This window comes from Hymenobacter lutimineralis (genome assembly GCF_008271285.1).
GTDB classification, from domain to species: Bacteria; Bacteroidota; Bacteroidia; order Cytophagales; family Hymenobacteraceae; genus Hymenobacter; species Hymenobacter lutimineralis.
The window spans coordinates 83,075-105,573 of sequence record NZ_VTHL01000009.1; the positions used below are offsets into that span (position 1 = coordinate 83,075).

23 protein-coding genes and 1 riboswitch are annotated in these 22,499 nt (G+C 59.9%); of the genes, 12 read left to right on the forward strand and 11 right to left on the reverse strand.

Annotated elements, in window-relative coordinates; genetic code table 11:
• The first annotated feature begins 45 nt into the window (after nt 1-45).
• Nucleotides 46-1,107, forward strand: coding sequence for an OmpA family protein (locus FY528_RS10200; protein WP_149070899.1), 1,062 nt, complete (start codon nt 46-48; stop codon nt 1,105-1,107).
• Nucleotides 1,108-1,119: 12 nt separating this feature from the next.
• Here the strand turns inward: FY528_RS10200 and aroC are convergent, their stop codons facing one another.
• Both aroC and FY528_RS10210 read right to left on the reverse strand, forming a co-directional pair.
• Nucleotides 1,120-2,199, reverse strand: a complete 1,080-nt coding sequence (gene aroC, locus FY528_RS10205; protein ID WP_149070900.1) for a chorismate synthase — start codon at nt 2,197-2,199, stop codon at nt 1,120-1,122.
• 72 nt (nt 2,200-2,271) lie between these two features.
• On the reverse strand, nt 2,272-3,765 hold the full coding sequence (locus FY528_RS10210) for a BatD family protein (RefSeq protein ID WP_149070901.1): 1,494 nt from the start codon (nt 3,763-3,765) through the stop codon (nt 2,272-2,274).
• Nucleotides 3,766-4,040: 275 nt separating this feature from the next.
• Here FY528_RS10210 and FY528_RS10215 point away from each other — a divergent pair, with 275 nt between their 5' ends.
• The 5 genes from FY528_RS10215 to FY528_RS10235 all read left to right on the forward strand — a co-directional run bounded on the left by FY528_RS10215 (nt 4,041) and on the right by FY528_RS10235 (nt 7,911).
• Nucleotides 4,041-4,751 carry a ferritin-like domain-containing protein gene (locus tag FY528_RS10215; protein ID WP_149070902.1) on the forward strand — a complete coding sequence of 237 codons (711 nt, stop codon included), beginning with the start codon at nt 4,041-4,043 and terminating at the stop codon, nt 4,749-4,751.
• Between the two features lie 29 nt (nt 4,752-4,780).
• Entirely contained in the window at nt 4,781-5,650 is an 870-nt protein-coding gene (locus tag FY528_RS10220) for a ferritin-like domain-containing protein (RefSeq protein WP_149070903.1), read from the forward strand.
• Nucleotides 5,651-5,866: 216 nt separating this feature from the next.
• A complete protein-coding gene (locus FY528_RS10225) occupies nt 5,867-6,574 on the forward strand; it encodes a ferritin-like domain-containing protein (protein WP_149070904.1) in 708 nt (235 codons plus the stop codon).
• A 16-nt stretch (nt 6,575-6,590) separates the two neighbouring features.
• On the forward strand, nt 6,591-7,493 hold the full coding sequence (locus FY528_RS10230; RefSeq protein ID WP_149070905.1) for a ferritin-like domain-containing protein: 903 nt from the start codon (nt 6,591-6,593) through the stop codon (nt 7,491-7,493).
• 223 nt (nt 7,494-7,716) lie between these two features.
• Complete coding sequence (locus tag FY528_RS10235; RefSeq protein WP_149070906.1) at nt 7,717-7,911, forward strand: hypothetical protein; 195 nt, start codon at nt 7,717-7,719, stop codon at nt 7,909-7,911.
• Here FY528_RS10235 and queG read toward each other — a convergent pair.
• Both queG and ruvB read right to left on the reverse strand, forming a co-directional pair.
• Nucleotides 7,908-8,873 (reverse strand): tRNA epoxyqueuosine(34) reductase QueG, encoded by a 966-nt coding sequence (queG, locus tag FY528_RS10240; protein ID WP_149070907.1) that lies wholly within the window; start codon nt 8,871-8,873, stop codon nt 7,908-7,910. The genes FY528_RS10235 and queG overlap by 4 nt on opposite strands.
• 125 nt (nt 8,874-8,998) lie before the next feature.
• Complete coding sequence (gene ruvB / locus FY528_RS10245) at nt 8,999-10,048, reverse strand: Holliday junction branch migration DNA helicase RuvB (protein WP_149070908.1); 1,050 nt, start codon at nt 10,046-10,048, stop codon at nt 8,999-9,001.
• Nucleotides 10,049-10,231: 183 nt separating this feature from the next.
• Between ruvB and FY528_RS10250 the strand changes: the two genes are divergently transcribed.
• A complete protein-coding gene (locus tag FY528_RS10250; RefSeq protein WP_149070909.1) occupies nt 10,232-11,194 on the forward strand; it encodes a hypothetical protein in 963 nt (320 codons plus the stop codon).
• 60 nt (nt 11,195-11,254) lie between these two features.
• Here the strand turns inward: FY528_RS10250 and FY528_RS10255 are convergent, their stop codons facing one another.
• On the reverse strand, nt 11,255-11,599 hold the full coding sequence (locus tag FY528_RS10255) for an HIRAN domain-containing protein (protein WP_149070910.1): 345 nt from the start codon (nt 11,597-11,599) through the stop codon (nt 11,255-11,257).
• Nucleotides 11,600-11,737: 138 nt separating this feature from the next.
• On the opposite strand from FY528_RS10255, the gene FY528_RS10260 reads away from it, so the two are divergent.
• The gene (locus tag FY528_RS10260; RefSeq protein WP_149070911.1) at nt 11,738-12,199 is read left to right on the forward strand and encodes a DUF4268 domain-containing protein; all 462 of its coding nucleotides are present in this window, start codon (nt 11,738-11,740) and stop codon (nt 12,197-12,199) included.
• Between the two features lie 244 nt (nt 12,200-12,443).
• Nucleotides 12,444-12,809 carry a hypothetical protein gene (locus FY528_RS10265; RefSeq protein WP_149070912.1) on the forward strand — a complete coding sequence of 122 codons (366 nt, stop codon included), beginning with the start codon at nt 12,444-12,446 and terminating at the stop codon, nt 12,807-12,809.
• 75 nt (nt 12,810-12,884) lie between these two features.
• Here the strand turns inward: FY528_RS10265 and FY528_RS10270 are convergent, their stop codons facing one another.
• Nucleotides 12,885-14,117 (reverse strand): acyl-CoA dehydrogenase family protein, encoded by a 1,233-nt coding sequence (locus FY528_RS10270; RefSeq protein ID WP_262383966.1) that lies wholly within the window; start codon nt 14,115-14,117, stop codon nt 12,885-12,887.
• A gap of 177 nt (nt 14,118-14,294) precedes the next feature.
• Here FY528_RS10270 and FY528_RS10275 point away from each other — a divergent pair, with 177 nt between their 5' ends.
• Nucleotides 14,295-16,034: an APC family permease gene (locus tag FY528_RS10275; protein ID WP_149070913.1), complete on the forward strand. Its 1,740-nt coding sequence runs from the start codon at nt 14,295-14,297 to the stop codon at nt 16,032-16,034.
• A 248-nt stretch (nt 16,035-16,282) separates the two neighbouring features.
• Here FY528_RS10275 and FY528_RS10280 read toward each other — a convergent pair whose 3' ends face one another.
• Entirely contained in the window at nt 16,283-18,748 is a 2,466-nt protein-coding gene (locus FY528_RS10280; RefSeq protein WP_149070914.1) for a TonB-dependent receptor, read from the reverse strand.
• Nucleotides 18,749-18,807: 59 nt separating this feature from the next.
• Nucleotides 18,808-18,915, reverse strand: a riboswitch (TPP riboswitch).
• A gap of 202 nt (nt 18,916-19,117) precedes the next feature.
• Here FY528_RS10280 and FY528_RS10285 point away from each other — a divergent pair.
• A complete protein-coding gene (locus FY528_RS10285) occupies nt 19,118-19,363 on the forward strand; it encodes a hypothetical protein (protein WP_149070915.1) in 246 nt (81 codons plus the stop codon).
• Nucleotides 19,364-19,465: 102 nt separating this feature from the next.
• On the opposite strand, the gene FY528_RS10290 is transcribed toward FY528_RS10285, so the two are convergent.
• The 4 genes from FY528_RS10290 to pnuC form a co-directional block, all read right to left on the reverse strand.
• Nucleotides 19,466-19,882 carry a GNAT family N-acetyltransferase gene (locus tag FY528_RS10290; protein ID WP_149070916.1) on the reverse strand — a complete coding sequence of 139 codons (417 nt, stop codon included), beginning with the start codon at nt 19,880-19,882 and terminating at the stop codon, nt 19,466-19,468.
• A gap of 20 nt (nt 19,883-19,902) precedes the next feature.
• Complete coding sequence (locus tag FY528_RS10295) at nt 19,903-20,775, reverse strand: aldose 1-epimerase family protein (protein WP_149070917.1); 873 nt, start codon at nt 20,773-20,775, stop codon at nt 19,903-19,905.
• A 14-nt stretch (nt 20,776-20,789) separates the two neighbouring features.
• Nucleotides 20,790-21,344 carry an AAA family ATPase gene (locus FY528_RS10300; protein ID WP_149070918.1) on the reverse strand — a complete coding sequence of 185 codons (555 nt, stop codon included), beginning with the start codon at nt 21,342-21,344 and terminating at the stop codon, nt 20,790-20,792.
• A 77-nt stretch (nt 21,345-21,421) separates the two neighbouring features.
• Complete coding sequence (gene pnuC / locus FY528_RS10305) at nt 21,422-22,021, reverse strand: nicotinamide riboside transporter PnuC (protein ID WP_187632075.1); 600 nt, start codon at nt 22,019-22,021, stop codon at nt 21,422-21,424.
• Nucleotides 22,022-22,162: 141 nt separating this feature from the next.
• Here pnuC and FY528_RS10310 point away from each other — a divergent pair, with 141 nt between their 5' ends.
• Nucleotides 22,163-22,486 (forward strand): rhodanese-like domain-containing protein, encoded by a 324-nt coding sequence (locus FY528_RS10310; RefSeq protein ID WP_149070920.1) that lies wholly within the window; start codon nt 22,163-22,165, stop codon nt 22,484-22,486.
• The last annotated feature ends 13 nt before the right edge of the window (nt 22,487-22,499 follow it).

Here is a 22,499-nt window from a genome sequence, read left to right on the forward strand (position 1 = left end):
GAGACACGCGGATAGTTTTGTCAGCTCACCTTCGGACCGCTTTTTATGCTTTTTCGCTTCGCTCTGCTTCTGGTCTGCACCCTATTTACCAGCGTAGCCTCGGCCCAGACCTTGGTCCCGCGTCTGATTCTGGAAGAAGACTTTCAGGACAACCACCGCAACTGGCCTACGGGCCTCATCAACAACGCCGAGTATAAAGTAAAGCGCGGGGAGTATGTGGCCAAAGCACGCGGCAACGAAAACAATACCAGCGTGGCCCTGCTGTTTATCCCGGAGCTGGAAAAAAGCCAGAACTTCATCATTGAGGCCGAGCTGAGCACCACCTCGGCGGGCTGCCTGGCCTGGGGTTCCGGCAGCCGCGACAACATGCGCCTGTTCGGTACCATGAGCGAGCATCGATTTGCCGTGTGCGGCTGGCGCGGAGGAAAATTCTTTTCCACCAACGGCGACAATGCCTATTCGGCCGCCGTGGGTCGTCAAACCAGTTGGCACACCATGCGGATAGAGTGCCGCGGCCCGCAGGTGCAGTACTTCGTGAACGGGACGCGGGTATGGGAGCAACAGCTTACGCGAATGCTGGGCCACGGCCTAGGGCTGGAAACCAACCTGGGCGCCGAAGCCAGCCTGCGCCATCTGCGCGTCTGGCTGCTGGAACCGGAGCCAGAGCCCACCGCAGCGCCTGTCACGCCGGCGGTCAGCCCGGTAGCCACAGCCACTTCAGAAGCCACCGACGCAGCCGCGGCCCTGGCCACTCCCCTGCGCGCCGGGCAGCGGCTGGCCCTTCGCAACGTATTTTTTGTGCAGGGAAAACCCGAGTTGCTGGGTACTTCCAAACCCGAGCTGGCGCGCTTGGCCAAAGCTCTTAACGACCAGCCCGCGCTGCGCATCCGGCTCGAAGGCCATACCGACAACCAAGGCCCCGAGGAGAAAAATCAGTTACTAAGCGAGCAGCGGGCTCAGGCCATTCAGGCCTTTCTGGTGAAATACGGGGTGGCCGCCACCCGACTGGAAACCACGGGCTACGGCTCCTCCCGCCCGGTAGCGGCCAACGACACCGAAACCAACCGCCGGCGCAACCGGCGGGTGGAGTTCGTGATTCTGGATTAGACCTGGAGTGAGCTACACCCGGTTGGCGCGGGCGCGCAGCAGCATATCGGCCAGCACTAGGTTGGCCATGGCGTCCACGATGGGCACGGCGCGGGGCAGTACGCAGGGGTCGTGGCGGCCCTTGCCGGCCAGAGCAATGGCTTCGCCCTGGTCGTTGATGGTGGCTTGGCTTTGCAGAATGGTCGCCACGGGCTTGAAGGCCACGCGGAAGTAAATATCCTGCCCGTTGCTGATGCCGCCCTGAATGCCGCCCGAGTGATTGGTGCGCGTGCGCACCTGGCCGGCCTCGTCGGTGTAGAAGGCGTCGTTGTGCTCCGAGCCAAACAGCAGCGTACCCTCGAAGCCCGAACCGTACTCGAAGCCCTTCACGGCGTTGATGCTCAGCATGGCTTTGCCTAGCTCGGCGTGCAGCTTATCGAACACTGGCTCGCCCAGGCCGGCCGGCACCCCGCGCACCACGCCCGTTACTACGCCGCCCACGGTGTCGTGCCGGTCGCGGGTCTGGCGAATGAGGTCGGCCATGCGCTCGGCAGTTTCGGGGTGGGGGCAGCGGACCATATTCGAGTCGATAAGACCCAGATCCAGCTCCTCGTAGCCTACGGGCACCTTCACGCCCCCTACCTGCGACACGTAGCTTTGCACCTGAATGCCGTGCTGGCGCAAGAAAGCCGCGGCTACGGCACCGGCGGCTACGCGGGCCGCCGTTTCCCGGGCCGAGCTGCGCCCACCCCCACGGTAGTCGCGGCGGCCGTACTTCTGGTCGTAGGTATAGTCGGCGTGGGAGGGGCGGTAGGCGTGCTGGATGTGGGTGTAGTCGTGGCTACGCTGGTCCTGGTTGCGAATAAGCAAACTCAGCGGCGTGCCGGTAGTATAGCCCTCAAACCAACCCGCTAACACTTCTACCTGGTCGGCTTCCTGGCGCGGGGTGGTTAGTTCGCTCTGGCCGGGCCGCCGCCGGTCCAGGGCCGTTTGAATTTCCTGCGCCTCCAGCGCTAAGCCCGCCGGGCAGCCATCTACGATAACCCCGATGCCGGGTCCGTGTGATTCTCCAAAAGTGGTGATGCGGAATAGCCGCCCAAACGTGTTACTCATTCTCCAAGGGCCTGGCTGGCCACTTCATTAAAATTAACCTGGCCACTAGCAGCCTGAGCCGCAAGCTACGGCTTACGCGCCGGTATTGCCACGCCACCAGCCAAAAGCGGCCAGCAACAACAGTCCGGCCAGCAGGTAATTGGCGTAGCGCCGCACCTCATCGGGCGTCTTGAGAGGCAGCAGCTGGTTGTCGGCGCTTTCCAGCCGGCTCTGGTAGTAGGGGTCGGTGGTGCGGGTGCTGATGGCGGGGGCCTGCGCGGCGCCCAGGACCTTCACCTTCAGGCTGGCGCGCAGCACCTGGTAGTTTTGGGTGGCGGGGTCAAACACGGGCACCGCAAACAGGCTGTCCAAGGCCAGCACCCCGGGCTGCCGGGGCACAATGCGGTAGCGGAAGGTTTTGTACCCCCCTACCCGCCCGTTGGCGCGCGTTACCTCCTGGTGGACTTCGGGCCCAAAGATTTCTGCCCCTGCCTGCTCCGTAGGGGCCACCGGATTCACGGCGGCCAGGTTTCCCTCGCCCTCTATGCGCAGTGTATACGTGAAAGCCTGCCCCGTGCGGAACCGACTGCGGTCCACGGACTCCAGCAAGCGGTAAGAGCCTACCACGGCCTGGTCGCGCAGCGGGTGCGGCGGCAGGGGCTTGACCGCCACCGTGCGCGGCAGGGAAATATACGTTTTCAGGCCCGTCATGCGGTTATCGAGGGTCGGGTCGGGCTTCTTGGGCAGCTTGTACTTAATCATCTGCAGATCTACGGCCGGCCATTCCAGCGCACGGGGCGTGAGCGGGTAATAAACGGCTTCGTAGAGGTGGTAACGCAAGTAGGGCTTGCCACCCACAGTGGTATTCTCGGGCAATACCTCCTGCTCGTCGGAGGGCTCAACCCATACGGCCGGTTGTTGCAACCGCCGCAGAATGCGGGGCAGCTGCCGGTTGTAATCATAAAAATCGAGCAAGCCCTGGTCGGCGGGCGTCAGGTAGAAGTACAGCCCTACGTGTACCGGCTCACCCACGTACACGCTGGTTTTATCGGGAACCACGGCCAGAAAGGCGTTGTCCTGGGGTTCCACAAACTCCTGCGGTTTCTGTTTGCCGAAAAGCTGATCTAACAGCCCCACGCCGGGTGGAGCACTGGGGGTGGCCACTGCCTGCTGAGGAAGTACTTTCAGAGTAGCTCCCCCGGAGCGCACCTGCTGGCCGTTTACGCTTATGGTAAAGGCTGGCAGCACGTACTCACCTTCCTTGTAGGCGGCATAGCGCTGGGTAATGGTCAGCTGGGTGGAGGACTTTCCGCCCACAATGCGGGTTGTGGTAGTGCTGGACTTGCCGCTTTTTTTGAACCCCTCAATGTCCGGAAAGGCCGAATAGCGCGCTAACGGGGCGCCTTCCAGCTGAAAAGCCAGGGTGAAATACTCATTCAGCGGGAAGCTGGTTGGCCCCAACACCAGCCGCACCTGGCCCGTGGCGGTGGCTGGGGCAGCCGGAGCAGTGGGTGCCTGCGCCTTGGCGGCCGAAAGCAAGCCCGAAAAGAAGCTGAGCAGTAGCACCCAGCGAAAAAAAAAGTGCATGTGCGAAAAAAACTTAGCCAGCTCCTAAAACTACGTAAAAAGCTGCTTTTCTGCGGAAAAGCCCAGCGTGAGCCAGCGTAACCATGCATCAAATAAGTTATATCAAATCCGGTATTTACAAAAAATTAGGGACTGCGCAATCTATAGTTCAGCTAAGCCCGTATGTGAGTTCAGATTCAGGTTTTACTGGGTTTTTCGCCGCTCCTTCCCCGTTTTGGGCCAGGCTGGCGGGGTATTGCCCACCTTTTCTATTCCTCACCCATTCTAATTTTTCCATGTCCAACTTCCTCAAAAAAGAAGGCGAAGAAGCGGAGCTGACTACCCCGCTGCACGCGCCCATCAAGCGCCGCTCGTTCTTCATGTATGCCGGTGCAACGGCCGGGGCCACGGCCCTACTACTTTCCGGCTGCGACGATGATGACGACGAAACCCCGGCCGCAGGCACGGTGAGCCTTGGCTCGGGTGATATAGGGGTGTTGAACTATGCGTACGCCCTGGAGCAGCTGGAAGCCGCTTTCTACGCACAGGTAATTGCCACGCCTTATGCCAGCATGCCGGCCGACGAAATGACCGCCCTGACGGCCATTGCCAAGCATGAAGCAATTCACCGCGACTTTTTCAAGGCCGCCATCCCGGCTGCCTCGCGCATTCCGGACCTCAACCCCGATTTCTCGTCGATCAACTTCGCCAGCCGCGACTCCGTGCTGGGGGCAGCCAAAACATTCGAGGACCTGGGCGTAGCCGCCTACAACGGCGCCGGCCGCCTGATCCAGAACCCTACCTACCTGCTGCTGGCCGGTAAGATTGTATCGGTAGAAGCCCGCCATGCGGCTTATATCCGCGACTTGGTGCAGCCCGGCAGCTTCTCTGCCAGCGACGTAGTAGACGCCAATGGCTTGGACCAAGCGCTATCGGTTGCCGCCGTACTAGGTGCCGCGCAGAAGTACATCAAAGAAACCATCAACGGCGACAACGTAGGTAAGTAGTCCTCTCCCACTCTCATTTTTCTCTTGATATGAATCTGTTCAATATAATCTCGGAGCTGGAGAAGGTCGACCCGGAAATCATGGACCGCCTTTCCCACCGTCGCAGCGCCCTCTCGGCGCTTGGCTCACTAGGCAAGAAAATGGCGCTGGCCGCTGCACCCATTGCCATCGGCTCGGCCTTTAACAAGGCGCTCGGTCAGAACAATCTGGGTGACCCAACCGCTGTGCTGAACTATGCGCTGCTGCTGGAACGCCTGGAGTACAGCTTCTACGACCAGGCCCTGAAGGCCCCTACCCTCACGGCTACGCTGACGGGTGCTGCCCGCACAGCTATTGAAACCATCCGGGCCCACGAGCAGGCGCACGTAGCGTTGCTGACGGCAGCCCTGGGCGCTGCTGCCTCGCCAGCTCCCGCCAATGGCTTTGACTTTGGGGGCGCTTTTGCTACCTACCCCACTTTCCTGACGTTTGCACAGGCGTTTGAAGATACCGGGGTGCGCGCCTACAAAGGCCAAGCCACCAATATCCCGCGCGACCTGACCCCCACCGTGGGTGGCGTATCGGTTAACGTGCTTACTGTTGCCCTGCAGATTCACTCGGTAGAGGCGCGGCACGCGGCCCACATCCGCTACATGCGGCGGGGTGTCACGGCCGGAGCCCAGGCTAACATCATGCCCTGGATTGTAGGTAAAGAGGCCAACGGAGCACCAGATGCGGTGTACGGCGCTGGTAACCCGGCTGCTACTTTCCCGGCCGAAGACAACGTGACCCAGGCTACCATTAACCTGACTACCGGCCTGGGTGCTACCTACTCGGCCGCCGACGTTAGTGCTGCCTTCGATGAAGGCCTGGACAATACCACGGTAACTAACATTGCGAAATCTGTCGTAACGTTCTAGCGCTCTGCTGGCTTACTACCGCTTATCAAAAGGCGCCCTCTACTGCAGAGGGCGCCTTTTGTATGATAAGCCGGCCGGCTCACGCCCGCTCCCGGACCGGTGCAACGCCAGGGCAACGTTTGGGCTCCTGTAGTTGGGGTATCCGAGTTTATCGGGCTACCTTTGTTTGGTGACTTCCGCTTCGGGGTTGCTGGTTGCGCATTGTGTTTGTTGCGAATGTCTGATTCCGTAGTTACTAAATTTCTTACCCGGTCCCTGCACCGTCGTTCCTTCTTCCGAATTGGTGGCGCAGTGGCGGCGGCCACCACTCTCACGCTGGCTGGTTGCGGCGACGACCCCGTGGCTCCGACGGGCAGCTCAGTGCTGAGCTTGGGCCAGGCCGATGCCGGTCTTCTAAACTATATCTACGTGCTGGAACAGCTGGAAGCGGCTTTCTACCAGCAGGTGCTGGCCGCCGCTCCCGCCGACATGAGCACGGAAGACAAAGATTTGCTCACTCAGATCTACCAACACGAGGTAGTGCACCGGGAATTGCTGCTGCAAGCGTTGTCGGTGACGGGTGCCGGGGCGCTCAGCAATCTGGAGTTCACCTTTGCCTCGCTTTCCCTTTCGTCCCGCTCAGGGGTGCTCACGGCAGCCCGTATGTTTGAGGACCTCATTGTGGCAGCTTACAATGGCGCGGCCCCCCTGTTTGCTGATGGCACTTACCTGCTGCTGCTGGGCAAAATAGTATCGGTAGAAGCCCGTCACGCGGCCCTTGTGCACGACTTGCTACAGGCCGGCTCGTTTGCTGATAACAGCGTAGTGGAGGCATCCGGCACGTTTGCCGGCCTCGAGCGCACCCTCACGGTTACCGAGGTTATCACGGAGCTTAATAAATACCTGGTCATCAAAGTGTCGGCCGACAATCTGCCCACTGCCTGATTCAGCGTTCTGTCCTATGAATTTTCTTCAGCTTCTTGCCGATCTGGCGCAGGCCAATCCGGCGGTATATACACAGGCTAGTCAGCGCCGCACGATGTTGCGGCAGCTAAGCCAGTTGGGCGGCCGGGTGGCGGCTACGGCCCTGCCGCTGCTGGCCGTTTCGACTTCTGCTGCCAAGGCTGGCACCCGCGAGAATCTCCTGGATGTGCTGCAGCTGGCCCTCACGCTGGAATATCTGGAAAGCGACTTTTACCGCACTGCGCTGGGCAAGCTGGCTCGCCCCGATGGTAGTCTGGTTTCGGCCGACTTTGTCCCGGCCAGCCTGCGTGCCGATCTGGAAACCCTTCAGCTGCACGAAGACCAGCACGTGGCCTTTCTGCAGGCAGCCCTTGAAAACTCGGGCGTAGTGGTGCCGGCCCGGCCTCGCTTCGATTTTACTGGCAGCCGCAATGGCGCCCAAGCAGCTCTGTTCCCCGACGTTTTCACCAACTTCGATACCTTCCTGCAGGTAGCGCAGACCCTGGAAGATGCCGGCGTGCGGGCCTATAAAGGTCAAGCTGGCTTCCTTATCAACGACAACGCCTTGCTGGAAGCCGCTTTCCGCATTCACTCCGTAGAAGCGCGCCATGCTTCCCACATCCGCCGCCTGCGGCGTCTGCGCCAGACTGGTGCGGCGGAGCCCATCCGTAACTGGGTAGGCCCCGGTCTAAGCGGTAGCCCGGCCGCGCCGGCCTCCGATGCCGCTTACGTTGGCGAAGACGCTCTTACGCAGGCCCTGCCTAATTCGGCAACCGTTCAGCTGGAAGAGTTGCGGATTGGTTCTGACCGGGACCGGGCGCTACGCTCGGCGCAGGAGGCATTTGATGAGCCGCTAACCACCGCTCAGAGCACCGCATTGGCTAATATTTTCATCTATTAGGCTGCTTATTCAGCCTTTTCACGCAAAATCCCCCCTGTCAGCATCTTGCAGTTGCTGGCAGGGGGGATTTTCTTACGGCGGAGCTTGCATTATCTCCCAGATATCTTGTATATTTCACTACCAAGCCAAATTCAGTGACCCTGGTAAGCTAGCCTTTTTTGATGGCTCGCGTATACGTCGCCTGTCCTCTTTTCCAACTCCGCAACCCTAAGCGCTGAACACCATGCTGGAGTACGCCAAAACTATTTTAGTAAAAGTTAGCTTCGACAAAATTCTGTTTGAAAAAGAGCTGCGTAAAGCGTTACGTATGCTAGTGCCCGATGAACTTCGGGAGTTGCGCGCCTGGTGCTACCAGCAGTTTGCCCGGGTGTACCGCACCATTCTCAACCGCGTGTTTGGCCAAGCAGCCACCGCTTAAGTACCTTTTTCTTCCGGGTATATGAATGGCGCAGCTTCCGTTACGAAGCGGATGTTGCGCTGCAACCCTGCATACCCCGTACGCTTCACTGCCGACTGCCGAAACAGTTCGGAGAAAAGCTCGTGGGTAATTTCCTGCCAGTCGCCGCGCGTGAGGTCTTTGAGGGCGGGGTGAGCCGTGAACTGGGGCTCCTGGTGCGGCCGCGAAAAGCGGTTCCAGGGGCACACATCCTGGCAAATGTCGCAGCCGAATACCCAGTTGCCGAACTGCCCGTTCACTTCCCTTGGAATCTGGTCTTTCAGCTCGATGGTGAAGTAGCTGATGCACTTGCTGCCGTCGACCACGTAAGGCTCGGTAATGGCCTGGGTGGGGCAGGCATCCACGCATTTGGTGCAGGTGCCGCAGTAGTCTTTGATGGGACCATCGTAGTCCAGCGCTATGTCCACGATCAGCTCGGCAATGAAGTAGAACGAGCCTACGCCGGGCGTAATCAGGTTGGCGTTTTTGCCTACCCAGCCCAGCCCACTTTTCTTGGCCCAGGCCTTATCCAGCACCGGCGCCGAGTCCACGAAGCAACGGCCGCCTACCTCCCCTATTTCCTCCTGCATGTCCTGCAGCAGCGTCTTCAGCTTGTCTTTGATGACGAAGTGGTAGTCGCGGCCGTAGGCGTATTTGCTGACTTTGAGCGTATCGTTGGGCTGCTGCTCTTCCTGGGGTGGGTAGTAGTTCAGCAGGAGGGAAATGACCGATTTGGCGCCATCTACAAGCAGGCGCGGGTCGAGGCGCTTATCGAAGTGGTTGGCCATGTAGGCCATCTGCCCGTGCATATTGCGGTTCAGCCAGGATTCAAGGCGCGGAGCTTCTTCCTCCAGAAACCCCGCCTGGGAAATGCCGCAGTACATAAAGCCCAGCTCCGCCGCCCGGCGTTTGATGAAAGCAGTATAATGGGCGGTAGGGAGCATAGCGGTTGAAAGAGCGAACTACAAAAATACGTCATCCTGAGCGGAGCGAAGGACCTTCTTACAGTAGAACAAATTGTTGCTACGTAAGAAGGTCCTTCGCTTCGCTCAGGATGACAGCGTTTTACTTAGCTAAACAGCTCCCCCGTAGTGCCGCTGTTGCCGCGCAGGTGCTGGGGCATGAGGCGGCCCAGGTGCTGGTAGGCGTGCTCGGTGGCTTCACGGCCGCGGCTGGTGCGCTTGATGTAGCCTTCCTGAATCAGGAACGGCTCGTACACTTCCTCGATGGTTTCGGCTTCCTCGCCGCAGGCTGTGGCAATGGTGCTCAGGCCTACTGGCCCACCCTTAAACTTGTCGATGATGGTGCTCAGGATGCGCTTGTCCATGTCGTCGAGGCCGCGGGCGTCCACATCCAGCGCCGAAAGGGCAAACTGGGAAATATCCTGGGTGATGGTGCCGGTGCCTTTGATCTGGGCGAAGTCGCGGGTGCGGCGCAGCAGGTTGTTGGCAATACGCGGAGTACCACGTGAGCGGCGGGCAATTTCGAAGGCCGCATCCTCGTGAATCGGCGTGCCCAGGATTTCGGCCGAGCGTTTCACAATGCTAGTCAGCAGCGGGGCGTCGTAGTACTCCAGGCGGGCCGAAATACCGAAGCGCGCCCGCAGCGGCGAGGTGAGCATGCCGGAGCGCGTGGTGGCGCCAATCAGCGTAAAGGGCGACAGGGAAATCTGCACGGAGCGGGCGTTAGGGCCCGAGTCGAGCATGATGTCGATGCGGTAGTCCTCCATAGCCGAGTAGAGGTATTCCTCCACCACGGGGTTCAGACGGTGAATTTCGTCGATGAACAGCACGTCGTGCGGCTCCAGGTTGGTGAGTAGCCCGGCCAGGTCGGAGGGCTTGTCGAGCACCGGGCCGGAGGTCATCTTAATGCCGGCCTGCAGCTCGTTGGCAATGATGTGCGAGAGGGTAGTTTTGCCCAAACCGGGGGGGCCGTGCAGCAGCACGTGGTCGAGGGCCTCGCCGCGCTGCCGGGCAGCTCCCACAAATACTTTCAGGTTTTCCACCACCTTGTCCTGCCCCGCGAAATCAGAGAAGCTGAGCGGGCGGAGGGCCTTGTCGATGTCTTTATCGGTGGCATCCATGTGGGCATTGCCGCCGGTGAGGTATTGTTCGCGCATGTGCAAAAGAAGCGGAAAGTTGAGTAGCAAGGTAACACTGCGGCGGCAGGATTTGTGCCCAAGACGCACAATTTTATTAGCAAATCCCGACAGAACACTACCGTTTTTACTAAATAAATTGGCAAATATCGAAGATTAGGCATTCTGGGCCGACTATGTACCTTGCGCTCCAAACCCTTGCCTATGTCTGCTGCCTCTGCTTCCTGGCTTGATGCCCTGCCAGCCGATTTCTACGATCAGCTGGCCCACTGCCTGAGTCTGCATGGCATGGCCTGCGCTGAACTCTTAAGCCAACCCGCTGCCCAGCCCCTTATTGCGCTTAGCGGGCTTGGCCTGGATACCGTTCAGCAACTCAACCAGATTCAAACGCACGAGGCCTTGCTTACAGCCCTGCGCACGACGCCCCTGCAGCTCTACCACCTGCTCTTGCTGGGGCGCCTTACCCTCGATACCAATTTAGCTACGCCCGTACTTGCATACGTGCAGCGCCAGATGAGCATTACGCCCGAGCAGCTGGTGCAATTGCGTACCTACTGTCTGGAGCTGAGCGGCGCCTTTCTCTCTACCTTAGAGGAGCACCTGCCTGCTCCGGCCGGTTCTGCCTCGCTGGGACTCCACCGCCTGCGCGTGGAAGAAGCTTTTGAGGAACTACTGGCGGGGCAGCAAGCACAGCTGCCCGCAGCCAACCTGCGGCTGGCGGAACCCCAGTTGCAGATGCTGCGGTTGGCTTTGCTGCTGGTACATAGCCTGCCCCAGGCCGCCGACCACCCCTTCCTGCGCGCCGTGGGCAAACTTCCGCAGCTTACCAGCGCGGCCCTGGAACCCCTGATTGAGCGGCTGAGCGGCATCCGGGCCCAGGAGCAGCTGCAGCTCACCATGCCGGAGCTGGTGCAGCTCTATCAGGGCATGCAGGTCTGCGGGATGGTGTTTGTGTCGGATGTGATGAGCCGCATTGGCCTGGAAGACGCCTTTCCCATGATTTCGGTTGAGGACGGCGCGGCATCGGAGCCCTCCCCGGCCAGTCACCGGCAGGCGGTGGGCGAAATGGTGAGCGGCTTCACGCGCTGGGTACAGCAAACCTTCCCCGACGACGCCGACATTGCGCAGGCCCGCCGGGAAGTGCTGGCCCTGGCCGATTACCTGTAAGAACGCAGGCAGTTAAAGAGTATTATCCTGCGCTCTGCTCAGGATGATACTCTTTATTTCTTAGTGAGCTGGGAGGAGCACTTCTATTTCCAGGTGCAGCCAGTCGTCTTCCCAGGCTTTGTGCGTCAGGCGGGCCGTCAGCGGAAAGCCGGCGTCGAGCAGGCGGGCCACGGTTTCGTTACGGCCTTCGGGCAGGTAGCCCAGCCAGAAGGCGTCGGGGTCGGCGGTGAGCACCCGCACGGCCCAGTCGTCGAAGGTGCTGTCGGACTCCCGCTCCACGGCCAGGGCCTGACCGGGCTGGAGCTGGGGCTCAAACTCGCGCAGGCCGGCGCGGTGGGTAGTGCCAGCTACGAGACATTCCAGTAAAACCAACTCCCGGCCGGTGGGGGAAACAGCAATAGCCATAGGGCGACAAGATGTGGATGAGGCCGTAAGTATAACACCAACGCCCTCAGTGCGCCAGGGCTGACCCTTGGAATTTACCGGAATTCAGGTGCCGCGCCGTCGGACGCACGATCCGCAGGCTATACTTTTGCCGCCACTATGTACAGCAAAACCGAAGTAACCCAGCTCCGCCAAGCCTTCTGGACCACCTTTGGCCAGTATATGCAGCCCGTGCCCGGTGCCGAGGGCGAGCGGGTGAACTGGGTGAACTACAAAACCGGCCTCAAGCACGTGTACTTCCGCCTGCACGCCGACGGCCGCCACGCCACCATTGGCATCGACATCACCCACCCCGACGCCGGCCTGCGGGAGTTGTTCTATGCCCAGTTTCAGGAAGTGCGGCTGCTGCTGGAAGAAGCCACCGGCGAGGCCTGGACCTGGGAACCCGAAGCCGTGAATGAAAGCGGCCAGCCCGTGGCCCGCATCTACCAGGAGCTGCGCCCTATGAACCTATTCAGCCGCGACGACTGGCCCCGGTTGATTTCCTTTTTCAAGCCCCGCATTATGGCGCTGGATGCCTTCTGGAGCACGGGACAGTACGCGTTTGATGAGCTGCGGTGAAAGCAATGATCCTACCCACTACCATTGGCTAGTAGCCGCCAAGCTGGCAACCAATACGTGGCACGGCCAGCAGCACTTGTGTCTCCTTTCCTGTTAGGTTGAGAACTGGCTGCTGGAGGTGACGCGGTAAGCCCGATAAGGGCGCTTTGGCGCTGTTAGGGTACGGCTGCCGCCATAGCAATCAGGCGGCTTGCAGGTTTTTGCTTATGTTGTTTGCCTCAATCTATTTCTTCCTTCCCTTATCATGAAAAAACGTTTTCTCGCCGCCGCCTTATTGCTGAGTGCCACGGTTTCCTGGGCCTTTTATCCGAAGCCCGCCGCGTCAACGGGGTACATGATGGTTACCGGCGTGGGGCGCACCGCGGGCCTGGGCTCCTTCAACGCCAGCCTGACGGTCACGTCTGAATCGGGCGAACAAACCACTGAAGCACTGGACAGTAAAATGGTTAGCCCCAAGAATGTAGCGGAGGGGTTTCTGGCGCTGCATCAGCTGGAATTGCGCAAATTAAACCAGTTGGCGGCCGAGGGATGGAGCGTAATCGGCGTGACGCAGAACAATAGTTATCAGGGAGTCATCAATGAAACCACTTATCTACTCCGGAAGCTGTAAGTACACCTGTAGCAGCCAACAAAAAGCCCCGCTGACGAGTGTGTCAGCGGGGCTTTTCAAGCAAAACTTATCAGCTTACTTAAACGCCTGAATACCGGTGATGTCGGCGCCGGTGATGAGCAGATGGATGTCGTGGGTGCCTTCATAGGTGATGACGGACTCTAGGTTCATCATGTGGCGCATGATGGGGTACTCGCCCGTGATGCCCATGCCGCCGTGAATCTGGCGGGCTTCGCGGGCTACGTGCAAGGCCATGTCCACCGAGTTGCGCTTAGCCATCGAAATCTGGGCCGAAGTGGCTTTGCCGGCATTTTTGAGCATACCGAGGCGCCACACCATCAGCTGAGCCTTGGTGATTTCGGTAATCATTTCGGCCAGCTTTTTCTGCTGCAGCTGGAAGCTAGCAATGGGCTTGCCGAACTGCTCACGCTCTAACGAGTATTTCAGCGCCGACTCGTAGCAGTCGATAGCCACGCCGATGGCGCCCCAGGCAATACCGTAGCGGGCCGAGTCGAGGCAGCCGAGCGGGCCTTTGAGGCCTTCCACGTTGGGCAGCAGGTTTTCCTTGGGCACCTTCACGTTGTCGAACACCAGCTCGCCGGTGATGCTGGCGCGCAGGCTCCACTTGTTGTGGATTTCGGGGGCCGTGAAGCCTTCCATGCCTTTTTCCACGATGACCCCGCGGATGCGGCCGTTGTCGTCCTTGGCCCACACCACGGCCACCTGGCTTTCGGGGGAATTGGAAATCCAGAGCTTGGCGCCATTCAGCAGGTAATAGTCGCCCATATCCTTGATAGTGGTGACCATGCCGCCGGGGTTCGAGCCGTGGTCGGGCTCGGTGAGGCCGAAGCAGCCCAGCCACTCGCCGGAGGCCAGCTTGGGCAGGTACTTGCGGCGCTGCTCCTCGGAGCCGTACTGGTAGATGGGGAACATCACCAGGGAGCCTTGCACCGAGGCCGTAGAGCGCATGCCGGAGTCGCCGCGCTCAATTTCCTGCATGATGAGGCCGTAGCTGATGTAGTCGAGGCCGCCCCCGCCGTACTCCGTGGGAATAGTGGGCCCGAACGCGCCTACGTCGCCAAACTTGCGCACGATTTCGGAGGGGAAATGCGCCTGCTGGGCCCACTTCTCGATGTTGGGCGAAATTTCCTTTTTCACGAAGTCGCGGATGCTCTGGCGGATGAGCTTGTGCTCTTCCGTGAGCAGGTCGTCGATGTCGTAGTAATCGGTGAAGCCTGCGGCGTTTAGGGAGCCTTTGTTGCGTTGCACCTGGGCCTTGGGGGAAAGAACGTCGGTTTCCGAAGACATAGTAAATGGGTGGGTGGGAATCGGGGCCAAAGATAGGAGTTTCAACCTGCTGAACAGCCTGGGGACGTGGTTGGTTGCGAAGCGTGGCAGTCCCCGCCAGGAAATTTCTCTGCCGCTTATGCAATTTTACCGTACTGGCTATATTCCACCTCTCCTTCCCTTCCCGACCACCCGTTTATGAGTCACGAAAAAAAGCTGAACGAGCTGGAAGCCACCGCCATCTGCGGCAACGACATTTCGTCTTCCTGCCTGTACGTATCAGCCCTGGCCATTGCCTACGCCGGGCAGTACGCCTGGATTGCCCTGCTCATCGTAGGAGTCGTCCTGTTTCTGTTCCGCAAAATCTACGGCGAAGTGGTGGGCGCCCTGCCCCTGAATGGCGGCGCCTACAATGTGCTACTGAATACCACCAGCAAGCGTAACGCGGCCCTGGCGGCTTGCCTGACCATCCTCTCGTACATGGCTACGGCCGTTATTTCGGCTTCCGAGGCCATGCACTACCTGCACACACTCTGGCACGGGCTGCCCATTATTGGGGCCACGCTGGGGCTGTTGGGGCTATTTCTGGTGCTCACCATCCTGGGCATTTCGGAGTCGGCGAAGGTGGCGGTGGGCATTTTCCTGGTGCATCTGGCTTCGCTCACGCTGCTGGTAGCTTGTGCCATCTGGTACCTGGCTACGCACGGCGTTGACAACCTCACGCTCAACTTCCAGCTTCCGGTGAAAGGTGGCAGCATTCTGGGGGCCCTCTTTTTCGGGTTCAGCGCGGCTATGCTGGGCATCTCGGGGTTCGAGAGTTCGGCCAACTTTGTGGAGGAGCAAGCTCCGGGCGTATTTCAGAAAACGCTCCGCAACATGTGGGTAGTGGTCAGCTTTTTCAACCCCGTTATTGCCTTTCTGGCCATAGCCGTGCTGCCCATGGTGGAAGTTGGGGAACACACGGAAACATTGCTTTCGCACCTGGGCAACACCACCGGCGGCCGCTGGTTGGGCATCCTAATTTCCATTGATGCCGTAGCCGTGCTGAGTGGGGCCGTGCTTACCTCGTTTGTGGGCGTGAGCGGGCTGATGAAGCGCATGACCCTGGACCGGATTCTGCCGCAGTTCTTTTTGAAAGAGAATAAGGCTGGCAGCAACTACCTTATTCTCATCGTCTTTTTCGTGCTCTGCGTGTCGGTGCTGCTGATTACCAACGGGCAGCTGGGGCCGCTGTCGGGCGTGTATACCATTTCGTTTTTGTCGGTTATGGCCTTCTTCGCCCTGGGCAACTTTCTGCTCAAGAGCAAGCGGCCCAAGCTGCCGCGCCCGGTGTACGCGGGCATCCTCACCGTTACGCTGGCGCTGCTGGGCATTCTGGTGGCGTTATACGGCAACATCAAAATTCACCCCGACTACCTGATTGTGTTCCTGCAGTACTTCCTGCCGGCCATGCTGGTGGTGTATGTGATGCTGAACCGCACGGCCATTCTTAACCTCATTCTGGCGGCGGCCAACTCCTTTGCTACCCATTCGCCCCGCGTTTCGCGCCTGAGTCGCCTGAAAGTGCTGCACCTACTGCGGGAGCTGCACAAGCAGGAGTTTGTGTTCTTTACGAAGGGTGACAACGTGTCGAACCTCAACAAAGTCATGGCCTACGTGGTAGAAAACGAGTTTACCACCCGCCTGAAAATTGTGACGCTGCTCAAACCTGGCGAGCAGTATTCCCCAGAGCTTCTCACCGATATTCGCGTGCTGGACCGCGCCTACGAGCAAATTGAAGTAGACTTTGTAACGATGGAAGGCCAGTTTGGCCCCGAGCTCATCGACCAGCTTTCCAAGGAATGGGGCATTCCCAAGAACTTCATGTTCATCGGCTCCCCCGGCAACCAGTTTCCCTACCACGTTTCCGAGCTAGGCGGCGTGCGCCTGATTATCTGAACCTCGGATTCGGGCGGATTTTTCGGATTCCGCGGATTTTGTGAATGGCGCGAACAAATTGTCTGTCATCCTGAGCGCAGCGAAGGACCTTCTCACGCCTGAACGAAACTGTTCTAATGAGAGAAGGTCCTTCGCTGCGCTCAGGATGACAAAAAACAGAGAAGCCGCGCACGGTGCGCGGCTTCTCTGTTGAAAGCGAATCGTCCACAAAAACCGTGAAATCTGAAAAATCCGCCCGAATCCGTGGTTTAGAATTTCACCCCCACGGAGGCCAGGAAGTTACGGGTAGCCTGGGGGTAGTAGTAGTTGAAGGTAAGCTGCTGGCCCTCGGCATCGGGGTAGCCATAAGTATAGCCGTTGGCCACGTACTCGCGGTTCAGGAGGTTACTGACCAGCAGACCCAGCTCCAGCTCCCGCATGAAGGCCGGCCGCAGGGTGTAGCGCAGGCGCAGGTCCAGCACTTGGTAGGCGGCAATGGCTTTGTTGGCGCTGGCCGTGTTGTCGAGAAACTGGCGGCTCACGGTTTTGTAGAGCAAGGCGGCCCGCAGGTTTTTCACGGGCATCACCTCCAGCGTGTGCGCCGATACTACGGCCGGCGAGTAGGAAATGGTGGTGTTGCGGCCTACCTCAGCTACTACGGGGTTGTAGTCTTTGTCGTAGGTAACGGCCCGGTAGTTCTGGATACGGTTGCGGCTTAGCGTGAGCGTGCTGCTCAGGTTCAGCCAAGTCAGCGGCTGGTAAGCGCCCGTCAGCTCCACGCCGGCGCGGTAGCTGCGCGGGGCGTTGGTGCGCAGCGGAGTACCCACATCATTGAGCTGGCCGGTGTTCACCAGCTGGTTGCGGTAGCGCATGTAAAAGCCATTGACCTCGGCGCGCAGGGCTCGGCCGTTTACGGTGCGGTTCAGGCGGTAGCCGCCCTCCATATCGTGTAGCTCTTCGGCCTTGGGGCCGGCGTCGTTCAGGGGCCGGTCGGTGAAGTCGGAGCGCACGGGTTCCCGGTGGGCCACGGCGTAGCTGGCATAGAGCGTTTGCACGTCCGTCAGCTGCCAGGTCAGGCCCGCTTTAGGGTTGAAGAAGGTGTACTCAGCTTTGGCAGAAACGGGCACCTGCTTGTCTTCGATGCCCCCGAGACGGTAATCGATGCGGCGCACCTGCACGTCGCCATAGAAGCTCAGGCGGTCCAGGGCCTGCCAGATGGCACGGGCGTAGGCATTGTAGTCGGTTTTGGTGGCGTCGTTGAAGTAGGACCGGTGGCCGATGCTGCCGCTGGAGGCGTAGCGTGCCCAGATAACTTCGCCGTAATGGTCGTTCAGGAAGCGGTTCCAGCCCCCGCCCAGCGTAGCCTGCACCTTGCCGGCGGCGGGCTGGTAGTTGAGCGCGAAGATGCCCCCGTAGAAATAGTTATCCAGCCACTTGCGGTCCACCAGATCCGTGCGCTTGATGGTTTCCGTGCCCACCACCACATCCGGTAGGTTGTAGTCGGCCAGCTTGCGGTTGAGGCGCAGGCTCTCGTAGTAGCCGAAGCCGCGGGTTAGGTGCAGGGCAGTGGCCACGTTCCAGTTGGGGCTCAGAACCTGGGTGAGGTGAAGCTGGTAGTGGTTTTGCTGGTAGTTGTCGGTTTGGTTGTCGTAGGTGTAGTAGGCGTAGCGGCGGCCTTCGCGCAGGGCGCGGGCGGCGTCCTCGGGGCTCAGCTCGTAGTTATCCACGTACTGCTGCAGGCCGGCGGCGTTGCGGGTGAGGGCCGGTTCGGGCACCCCATTCCAGGCTTGGTAGGTTTTCTCGCGCCCCGAGAAAGTAATGAACTTCAGCAAGGTGCTTTTGCCCTGGTAGCCAGCGGCCAGGTAGTAGGATTTCAGATTGGAAGCCCCGCGCACCATGTAGCCATCCGAAGAAATGCGCGACAAGCGCCCATCTACCGTAAAGCCTGGCCCCAGGCGCCCGGTGCCAAACTGCACGGTGTTTTTCCAGGTGTTGTAGGACCCGAAGGAGTTCTGGCTTTCGGCGTAGGCCTGCTGTCGGCTTTCCAGCGTGCTGAGGTTAAGTGAGGCTCCGAAAGCCGCGCTGCCGTTCTGGCTGGTGCCTACCCCGCGCTGCACCTGCAACGACGACGTAGAGGAAGCCAGATCCGGCAAATTCACGAAGAAGGCCCCGTGGCTTTCTGCGTCGTTCAAGGGCACGCCGTTCACCGTCACGTTGATGCCCTCGATGCCTGTGCCCCGCACCCGAATGCCGGTATAGCCCACGCCGTTGCCCGCATCGGAATTCACCACTACGGAGGGCGTCTGGTCGAGCAAATAGGGAATATCCTGGCCGAAGTTGCGCTTCTCCAAATCCTCCTTGCTCAGGTTAGTATAGGCCGTGGCCGTGCGCTCGTTGGCGCGGGAAGCTGTTACCAGCGCTTCGCCGGTGAGTACCCCGCCCGGTTGCAACAGCAGGCGCAGCTGTTGGGAGGCGGCCTGTCCTTCCAGCCGCTGCACCAGGGGTTCGTAGCCGATAAAGGTGATACGCAGCTCGTGGGAGCCGGCGGCTACGGCCGGCAGGGCAAACGTGCCATCGGTAGCCGCCGCTATAGGCGTTCCATCCAGCAGCACGGTAGCACCGGGCAACGCCGTACCGGTGCGGGCATCGGTGATGGTGCCGGACACAGGCCCCTGCGCCCATGCCGTGAAAGGCAGCGCCAGCAGGGCCGCCCCGGAAACCAAGAAATTTTTCAATGAAATGGGTACTAAAAAGTGGAACGGACCCGGTGCCAGGGGTCGGCACCTTAGGTTTTTCGTTCGCGGATCGTTTGTTCCCTTCGCCGGCATTACCCGGGCAGGTTCAATGGGTATGATCTCAGCCTCTACGCCACTCCCGACGCGGGGCACCCCTAAACAGTTTGTGCCGCAAAGCTAGGCCCTAATCCCACGCAGTGCAAGCCAGTCAGCAGTATGACGCGTATTTACCTGGAAATCAGGATAGCTGCCCTAACAAAACTACCTGTAAAATCTTTCTACCGAGGCACAACCAGGCTGGCCGCCAACTCGTTAGAGTACTCTACTTCTGCCGCCCGCGCGCGTGTTGCTTCTTACGCTCCCCCCGTCATGATTAGCACCATTTACACGCTTCTTGTTCTAGCTATTCTAGCTTATTTCGTGGTAATGCCGCGCCGGCGCTACCACCGCCCCCCCTCCACCGACGGCGACGACGAAGGTGGCGAACCACTAGGGGACGGCCTGCCCGATCTGGACCTGCCCCCCGGCATCACGCGCCCCATCAACGACTGGGAGCCGGAGTACAACCGCCGGCCTCGCGTACCCGTGGGCCCGCGGGAGCCAGTACTCACCTAGCCTGCTGACTTTAGTTAACGACGGGGGCCGACCGTTGCTTTTCCGCATCTGGAAAAAGCAACGGTCGGCCCCCGCTTAGTTAGGTTAATAGCTGTGTGTAGGCTACAGGTTGCAGCCCATACGCAGGTAGGGCATGGTGCCACGGTACGTGATACCGCTCTCGGCTTCCAGCCCAAACGCCCGGTAAAAGGCACGGTTTTCGGCGCGGGCGTCGCACCAGATGCGCTTGGCTCCTTGCTGGCGGGCCACGTTGAACACATGGCGGAGCAGCTTCGAGCCAATGCCTTTACGCTGCTTGTCGGGGCGGGTAGCAAACTTGCGGAAGCGGGCCGTTTCGCCCTCGGCAAAGAGGGAAATGACGGAAACCAACTGAGCGCCTTCGAAGGCTCCAAAATGCTGGCCTTCGTGGTCGTTGAGCAGGCGCACGTAGTTGAGCGACTCCTGGGGCCAGAGCACCTGATGACGCAGGGTATAGGTATCGGCGGCAGCAATAGGGCGGATTTGAATTTCAGCGGACATGTGCGTAGCCTCCTGGAGGCTTATTCAAGGGTGATGCTATAGGATGTAGCGTACTCCTGTTGAGGAGCAAGGGTGAGGATTCCTTTTTTATCGCCCAGCTCGCCGGGCGGGCCCACGAGGCTGGCTACGCCGTGCCAGGGCTCTATGCACACGAAAGGTGCCCCGGGCTCTTTGGTCCAAAGACCCAGGAAGGGGAACCCCTCGAAGCGCATACGCACAGCACGGCCGCTCCGCTGGCTGCGCAGCGTGAGGTGAGTGAAATCGAAGTTTTGGAGGACCAGCGCATCCCGGCTGAACAGCTCGTAGCTGAGGGGCAGCTCCGTAGCCTGATGCAGTATCGGCTCGGTTTCGCCCGTAAGCAGCCCCCCACTTAATAAGTGTCGGCTAAAGGACACGGGCTGATCGAAGACGAAAGCATAGTCCTCAAACACCTCACCGGGCAGCAAGGGGCACCGGAAGGCCGGGTGCGCGCCGATGCTGAATAGCAGCTCCTCGGTGCCGGGGTTGTGCACTTCCCAGCCTACGGTGAGCATGGGGCCGGCCAGCCGGTAGCTGATCAGCAGCCGAAAAGCAAACGGATACTGCTCCCGAGTGGCGGCGGTATCGCGCAGTTCCAGCACCAGCTCGGCGGGCGTGTGGCGCACCAGGGTAAAGTCCAGGTCGCGGGCGAAACCGTGCTGAGGGAGCGTATAGGTATGGCCCGCGTGCTGGTATTGATCCTCGGGGAGGCGCCCCACAATGGGAAACAACACCGGTGCATGACGCGCCCATACCGTAGCCTCGGCGGGCCAGATGTATTCCAGGTTATTTAAATCTTTGCGCACGAAGCTGCTTAGCTCGGCGCCCCGAGTCTGCACGGTGGCCCGTGCCTGCTCGTTTTCCAGTACGTACATAGCCGGGGTAAAAATCAGTGGGTACGGGCGGCGGGCCCAGACGTTGCCCCGGACGAAACCGCCAGCAGCTCATCGACCAGAAAACAGGCCTGCTCCAGCCGGCGCTCCGGCGGGCCGCTGATGTCGGCGAAGGGTGAAAGGCCTTCTTCCAGCTCCCGCCGGTAGAGGTCGTGGAAGTGCTGGCGCAGGTTAGGGTGTTCCCGCAGTGGGTCGGGGTACCAGGGCAGGTCTACGTCCAGCAGCAGCACTAGGTCGTAGCGCCGTCGCTGCATTTCCATCAGGATCCACTCGGGGCAGTAGCCGAATGCATGCTCGCTCCAGACTTTGATAACCAGCAGATCTGTATCACAAAAAACTACCCGGTTGGCCTGCGCGGCAGCCAAGTCCTCCGTAGCCATTTGCCCACGGGCAATAACTTCCAGATCGGCCAACGTATAGTGCGGGCCCTTGCTTGTAAGGTATTCGCGGGCATACTCGGGCGCCCACACGGTACCGTAGTGCTCAGCCAGTTGCTGGCTAAGAGTGGTTTTGCCCGTTGACTCGGGGCCGGTCAGAGAGATGCGCAGCATTCTTTCCTTGACTGAAGAATGAGGAGAGAGGAATGAGGAATGAAGAGTTGACCTAGAGGCGGCTAGCTCACAACTGATTATGCATGCTTCATGGCGCCCACTTCGCTCTTCATCGATTTCCGCCATTCCAGGTAGCCGTACACGGCCAGGCCCAGGTACAGGGCATAGAGGGCACTGGTAGGATATAGCTGCTTATACCACAGAATGGGCACGTAAATAACATCTACCACAATCCAGAGCCACCAGTTTTCCAGGCGCTTGCGCATCAGCAGGTATTGGGCTGCCAGGCTGCCGGCGGTGGTAAAACTGTCCCAGTGCGGCAAAGCAGCATCGGTATGCTTCTGCAGATAATAGCCAAAGCCCAGGGTGAAAGCCCCCACAAACGCGGCGCACACCACCCACTCTACGCCTCGCGTGCGCGACACAACCAGGGCGGTTTTGCTGCGGCCGCCGTAAAGCCATTCGTACCAGCCATACAGGCTCAGCACAATAAACATGGCTTGCAGGAGCGAATCGGAGTAGAGCTGGGCACGGTAGTACACCACGATGTAGAGGGCGCAGCTGAAGATGGCCACGGGGAAGTTCCACAACGACTCGCGCGCGGCCAGCCAAACGCAGGCAAAGCCCGTGAGCACGGCCAGCCATTCCAGCGGGCTGTTGCCCAGGGCAGCAGTCAAAAATTCAGTGAGCGAGTGTAGCAAAGCGGAACGATGAGCAGGAAGCGCAACCGGCTACGGCCAACGGCTCGGTCAAAGCTAACGAGCAAAGCGGTATTTTTGCGGATAGAGCTGCTTTTTTCCTGCTTCTGCCTTGCTTTCATGCTCCCTGAACTCACCCCCGAAGACCTGCACCGCCGCCTGCAACGCGGCGAAACCCTGCAGCTGATTGATGTGCGCCAGCCGGAAGAGTTCGAGTACTGCCACATTGCCGGCAGCCTGCTTATCCCCCTGGGCGACCTGCCGCGCCGGGCCGAGGAAATAGACCCGGAGGTACCCGCTGTGCTCATCTGTCACCACGGTGTGCGCTCCATGCAGGCCCTGGCCTACCTGCAGCACCGCCACGAACTCACCAACCTGCTGAACCTACGCGGCGGCATTCATGCCTGGAGCACGCAGGTAGACGCGTCGGTAGCTATTTATTAGACTCCCGTTTTTT

Excerpts from the sequence above, each read along its gene's own strand:
- FY528_RS10265 (WP_149070912.1), top strand. The coding sequence starts at position 12,444 with ATGAAAAAACGTTTTCTCGCCGCCGCCTTATTGCTGAGTGCCACGGTT.
- FY528_RS10215 (WP_149070902.1), top strand. The coding sequence starts at position 4,041 with ATGTCCAACTTCCTCAAAAAAGAAGGCGAAGAAGCGGAGCTGACTACC.
- FY528_RS10235 (WP_149070906.1), top strand. The coding sequence starts at position 7,717 with ATGCTGGAGTACGCCAAAACTATTTTAGTAAAAGTTAGCTTCGACAAA.
- FY528_RS10295 (WP_149070917.1), bottom strand. The coding sequence starts at position 20,775 with ATGTACGTACTGGAAAACGAGCAGGCACGGGCCACCGTGCAGACTCGG.
- FY528_RS10275 (WP_149070913.1), top strand. The coding sequence starts at position 14,295 with ATGAGTCACGAAAAAAAGCTGAACGAGCTGGAAGCCACCGCCATCTGC.
- FY528_RS10220 (WP_149070903.1), top strand. The coding sequence starts at position 4,781 with ATGAATCTGTTCAATATAATCTCGGAGCTGGAGAAGGTCGACCCGGAA.
- FY528_RS10300 (WP_149070918.1), bottom strand. The coding sequence starts at position 21,344 with ATGCTGCGCATCTCTCTGACCGGCCCCGAGTCAACGGGCAAAACCACT.
- FY528_RS10290 (WP_149070916.1), bottom strand. The coding sequence starts at position 19,882 with ATGTCCGCTGAAATTCAAATCCGCCCTATTGCTGCCGCCGATACCTAT.
- queG (WP_149070907.1), bottom strand. The coding sequence starts at position 8,873 with ATGCTCCCTACCGCCCATTATACTGCTTTCATCAAACGCCGGGCGGCG.
- FY528_RS10285 (WP_149070915.1), top strand. The coding sequence starts at position 19,118 with ATGATTAGCACCATTTACACGCTTCTTGTTCTAGCTATTCTAGCTTAT.
- ruvB (WP_149070908.1), bottom strand. The coding sequence starts at position 10,048 with ATGCGCGAACAATACCTCACCGGCGGCAATGCCCACATGGATGCCACC.
- FY528_RS10270 (WP_262383966.1), bottom strand. The coding sequence starts at position 14,117 with ATGTCTTCGGAAACCGACGTTCTTTCCCCCAAGGCCCAGGTGCAACGC.
- aroC (WP_149070900.1), bottom strand. The coding sequence starts at position 2,199 with ATGAGTAACACGTTTGGGCGGCTATTCCGCATCACCACTTTTGGAGAA.
- FY528_RS10200 (WP_149070899.1), top strand. The coding sequence starts at position 46 with ATGCTTTTTCGCTTCGCTCTGCTTCTGGTCTGCACCCTATTTACCAGC.
- FY528_RS10230 (WP_149070905.1), top strand. The coding sequence starts at position 6,591 with ATGAATTTTCTTCAGCTTCTTGCCGATCTGGCGCAGGCCAATCCGGCG.
- FY528_RS10250 (WP_149070909.1), top strand. The coding sequence starts at position 10,232 with ATGTCTGCTGCCTCTGCTTCCTGGCTTGATGCCCTGCCAGCCGATTTC.
- FY528_RS10260 (WP_149070911.1), top strand. The coding sequence starts at position 11,738 with ATGTACAGCAAAACCGAAGTAACCCAGCTCCGCCAAGCCTTCTGGACC.
- FY528_RS10210 (WP_149070901.1), bottom strand. The coding sequence starts at position 3,765 with ATGCACTTTTTTTTTCGCTGGGTGCTACTGCTCAGCTTCTTTTCGGGC.
- FY528_RS10255 (WP_149070910.1), bottom strand. The coding sequence starts at position 11,599 with ATGGCTATTGCTGTTTCCCCCACCGGCCGGGAGTTGGTTTTACTGGAA.
- FY528_RS10310 (WP_149070920.1), top strand. The coding sequence starts at position 22,163 with ATGCTCCCTGAACTCACCCCCGAAGACCTGCACCGCCGCCTGCAACGC.
- FY528_RS10225 (WP_149070904.1), top strand. The coding sequence starts at position 5,867 with ATGTCTGATTCCGTAGTTACTAAATTTCTTACCCGGTCCCTGCACCGT.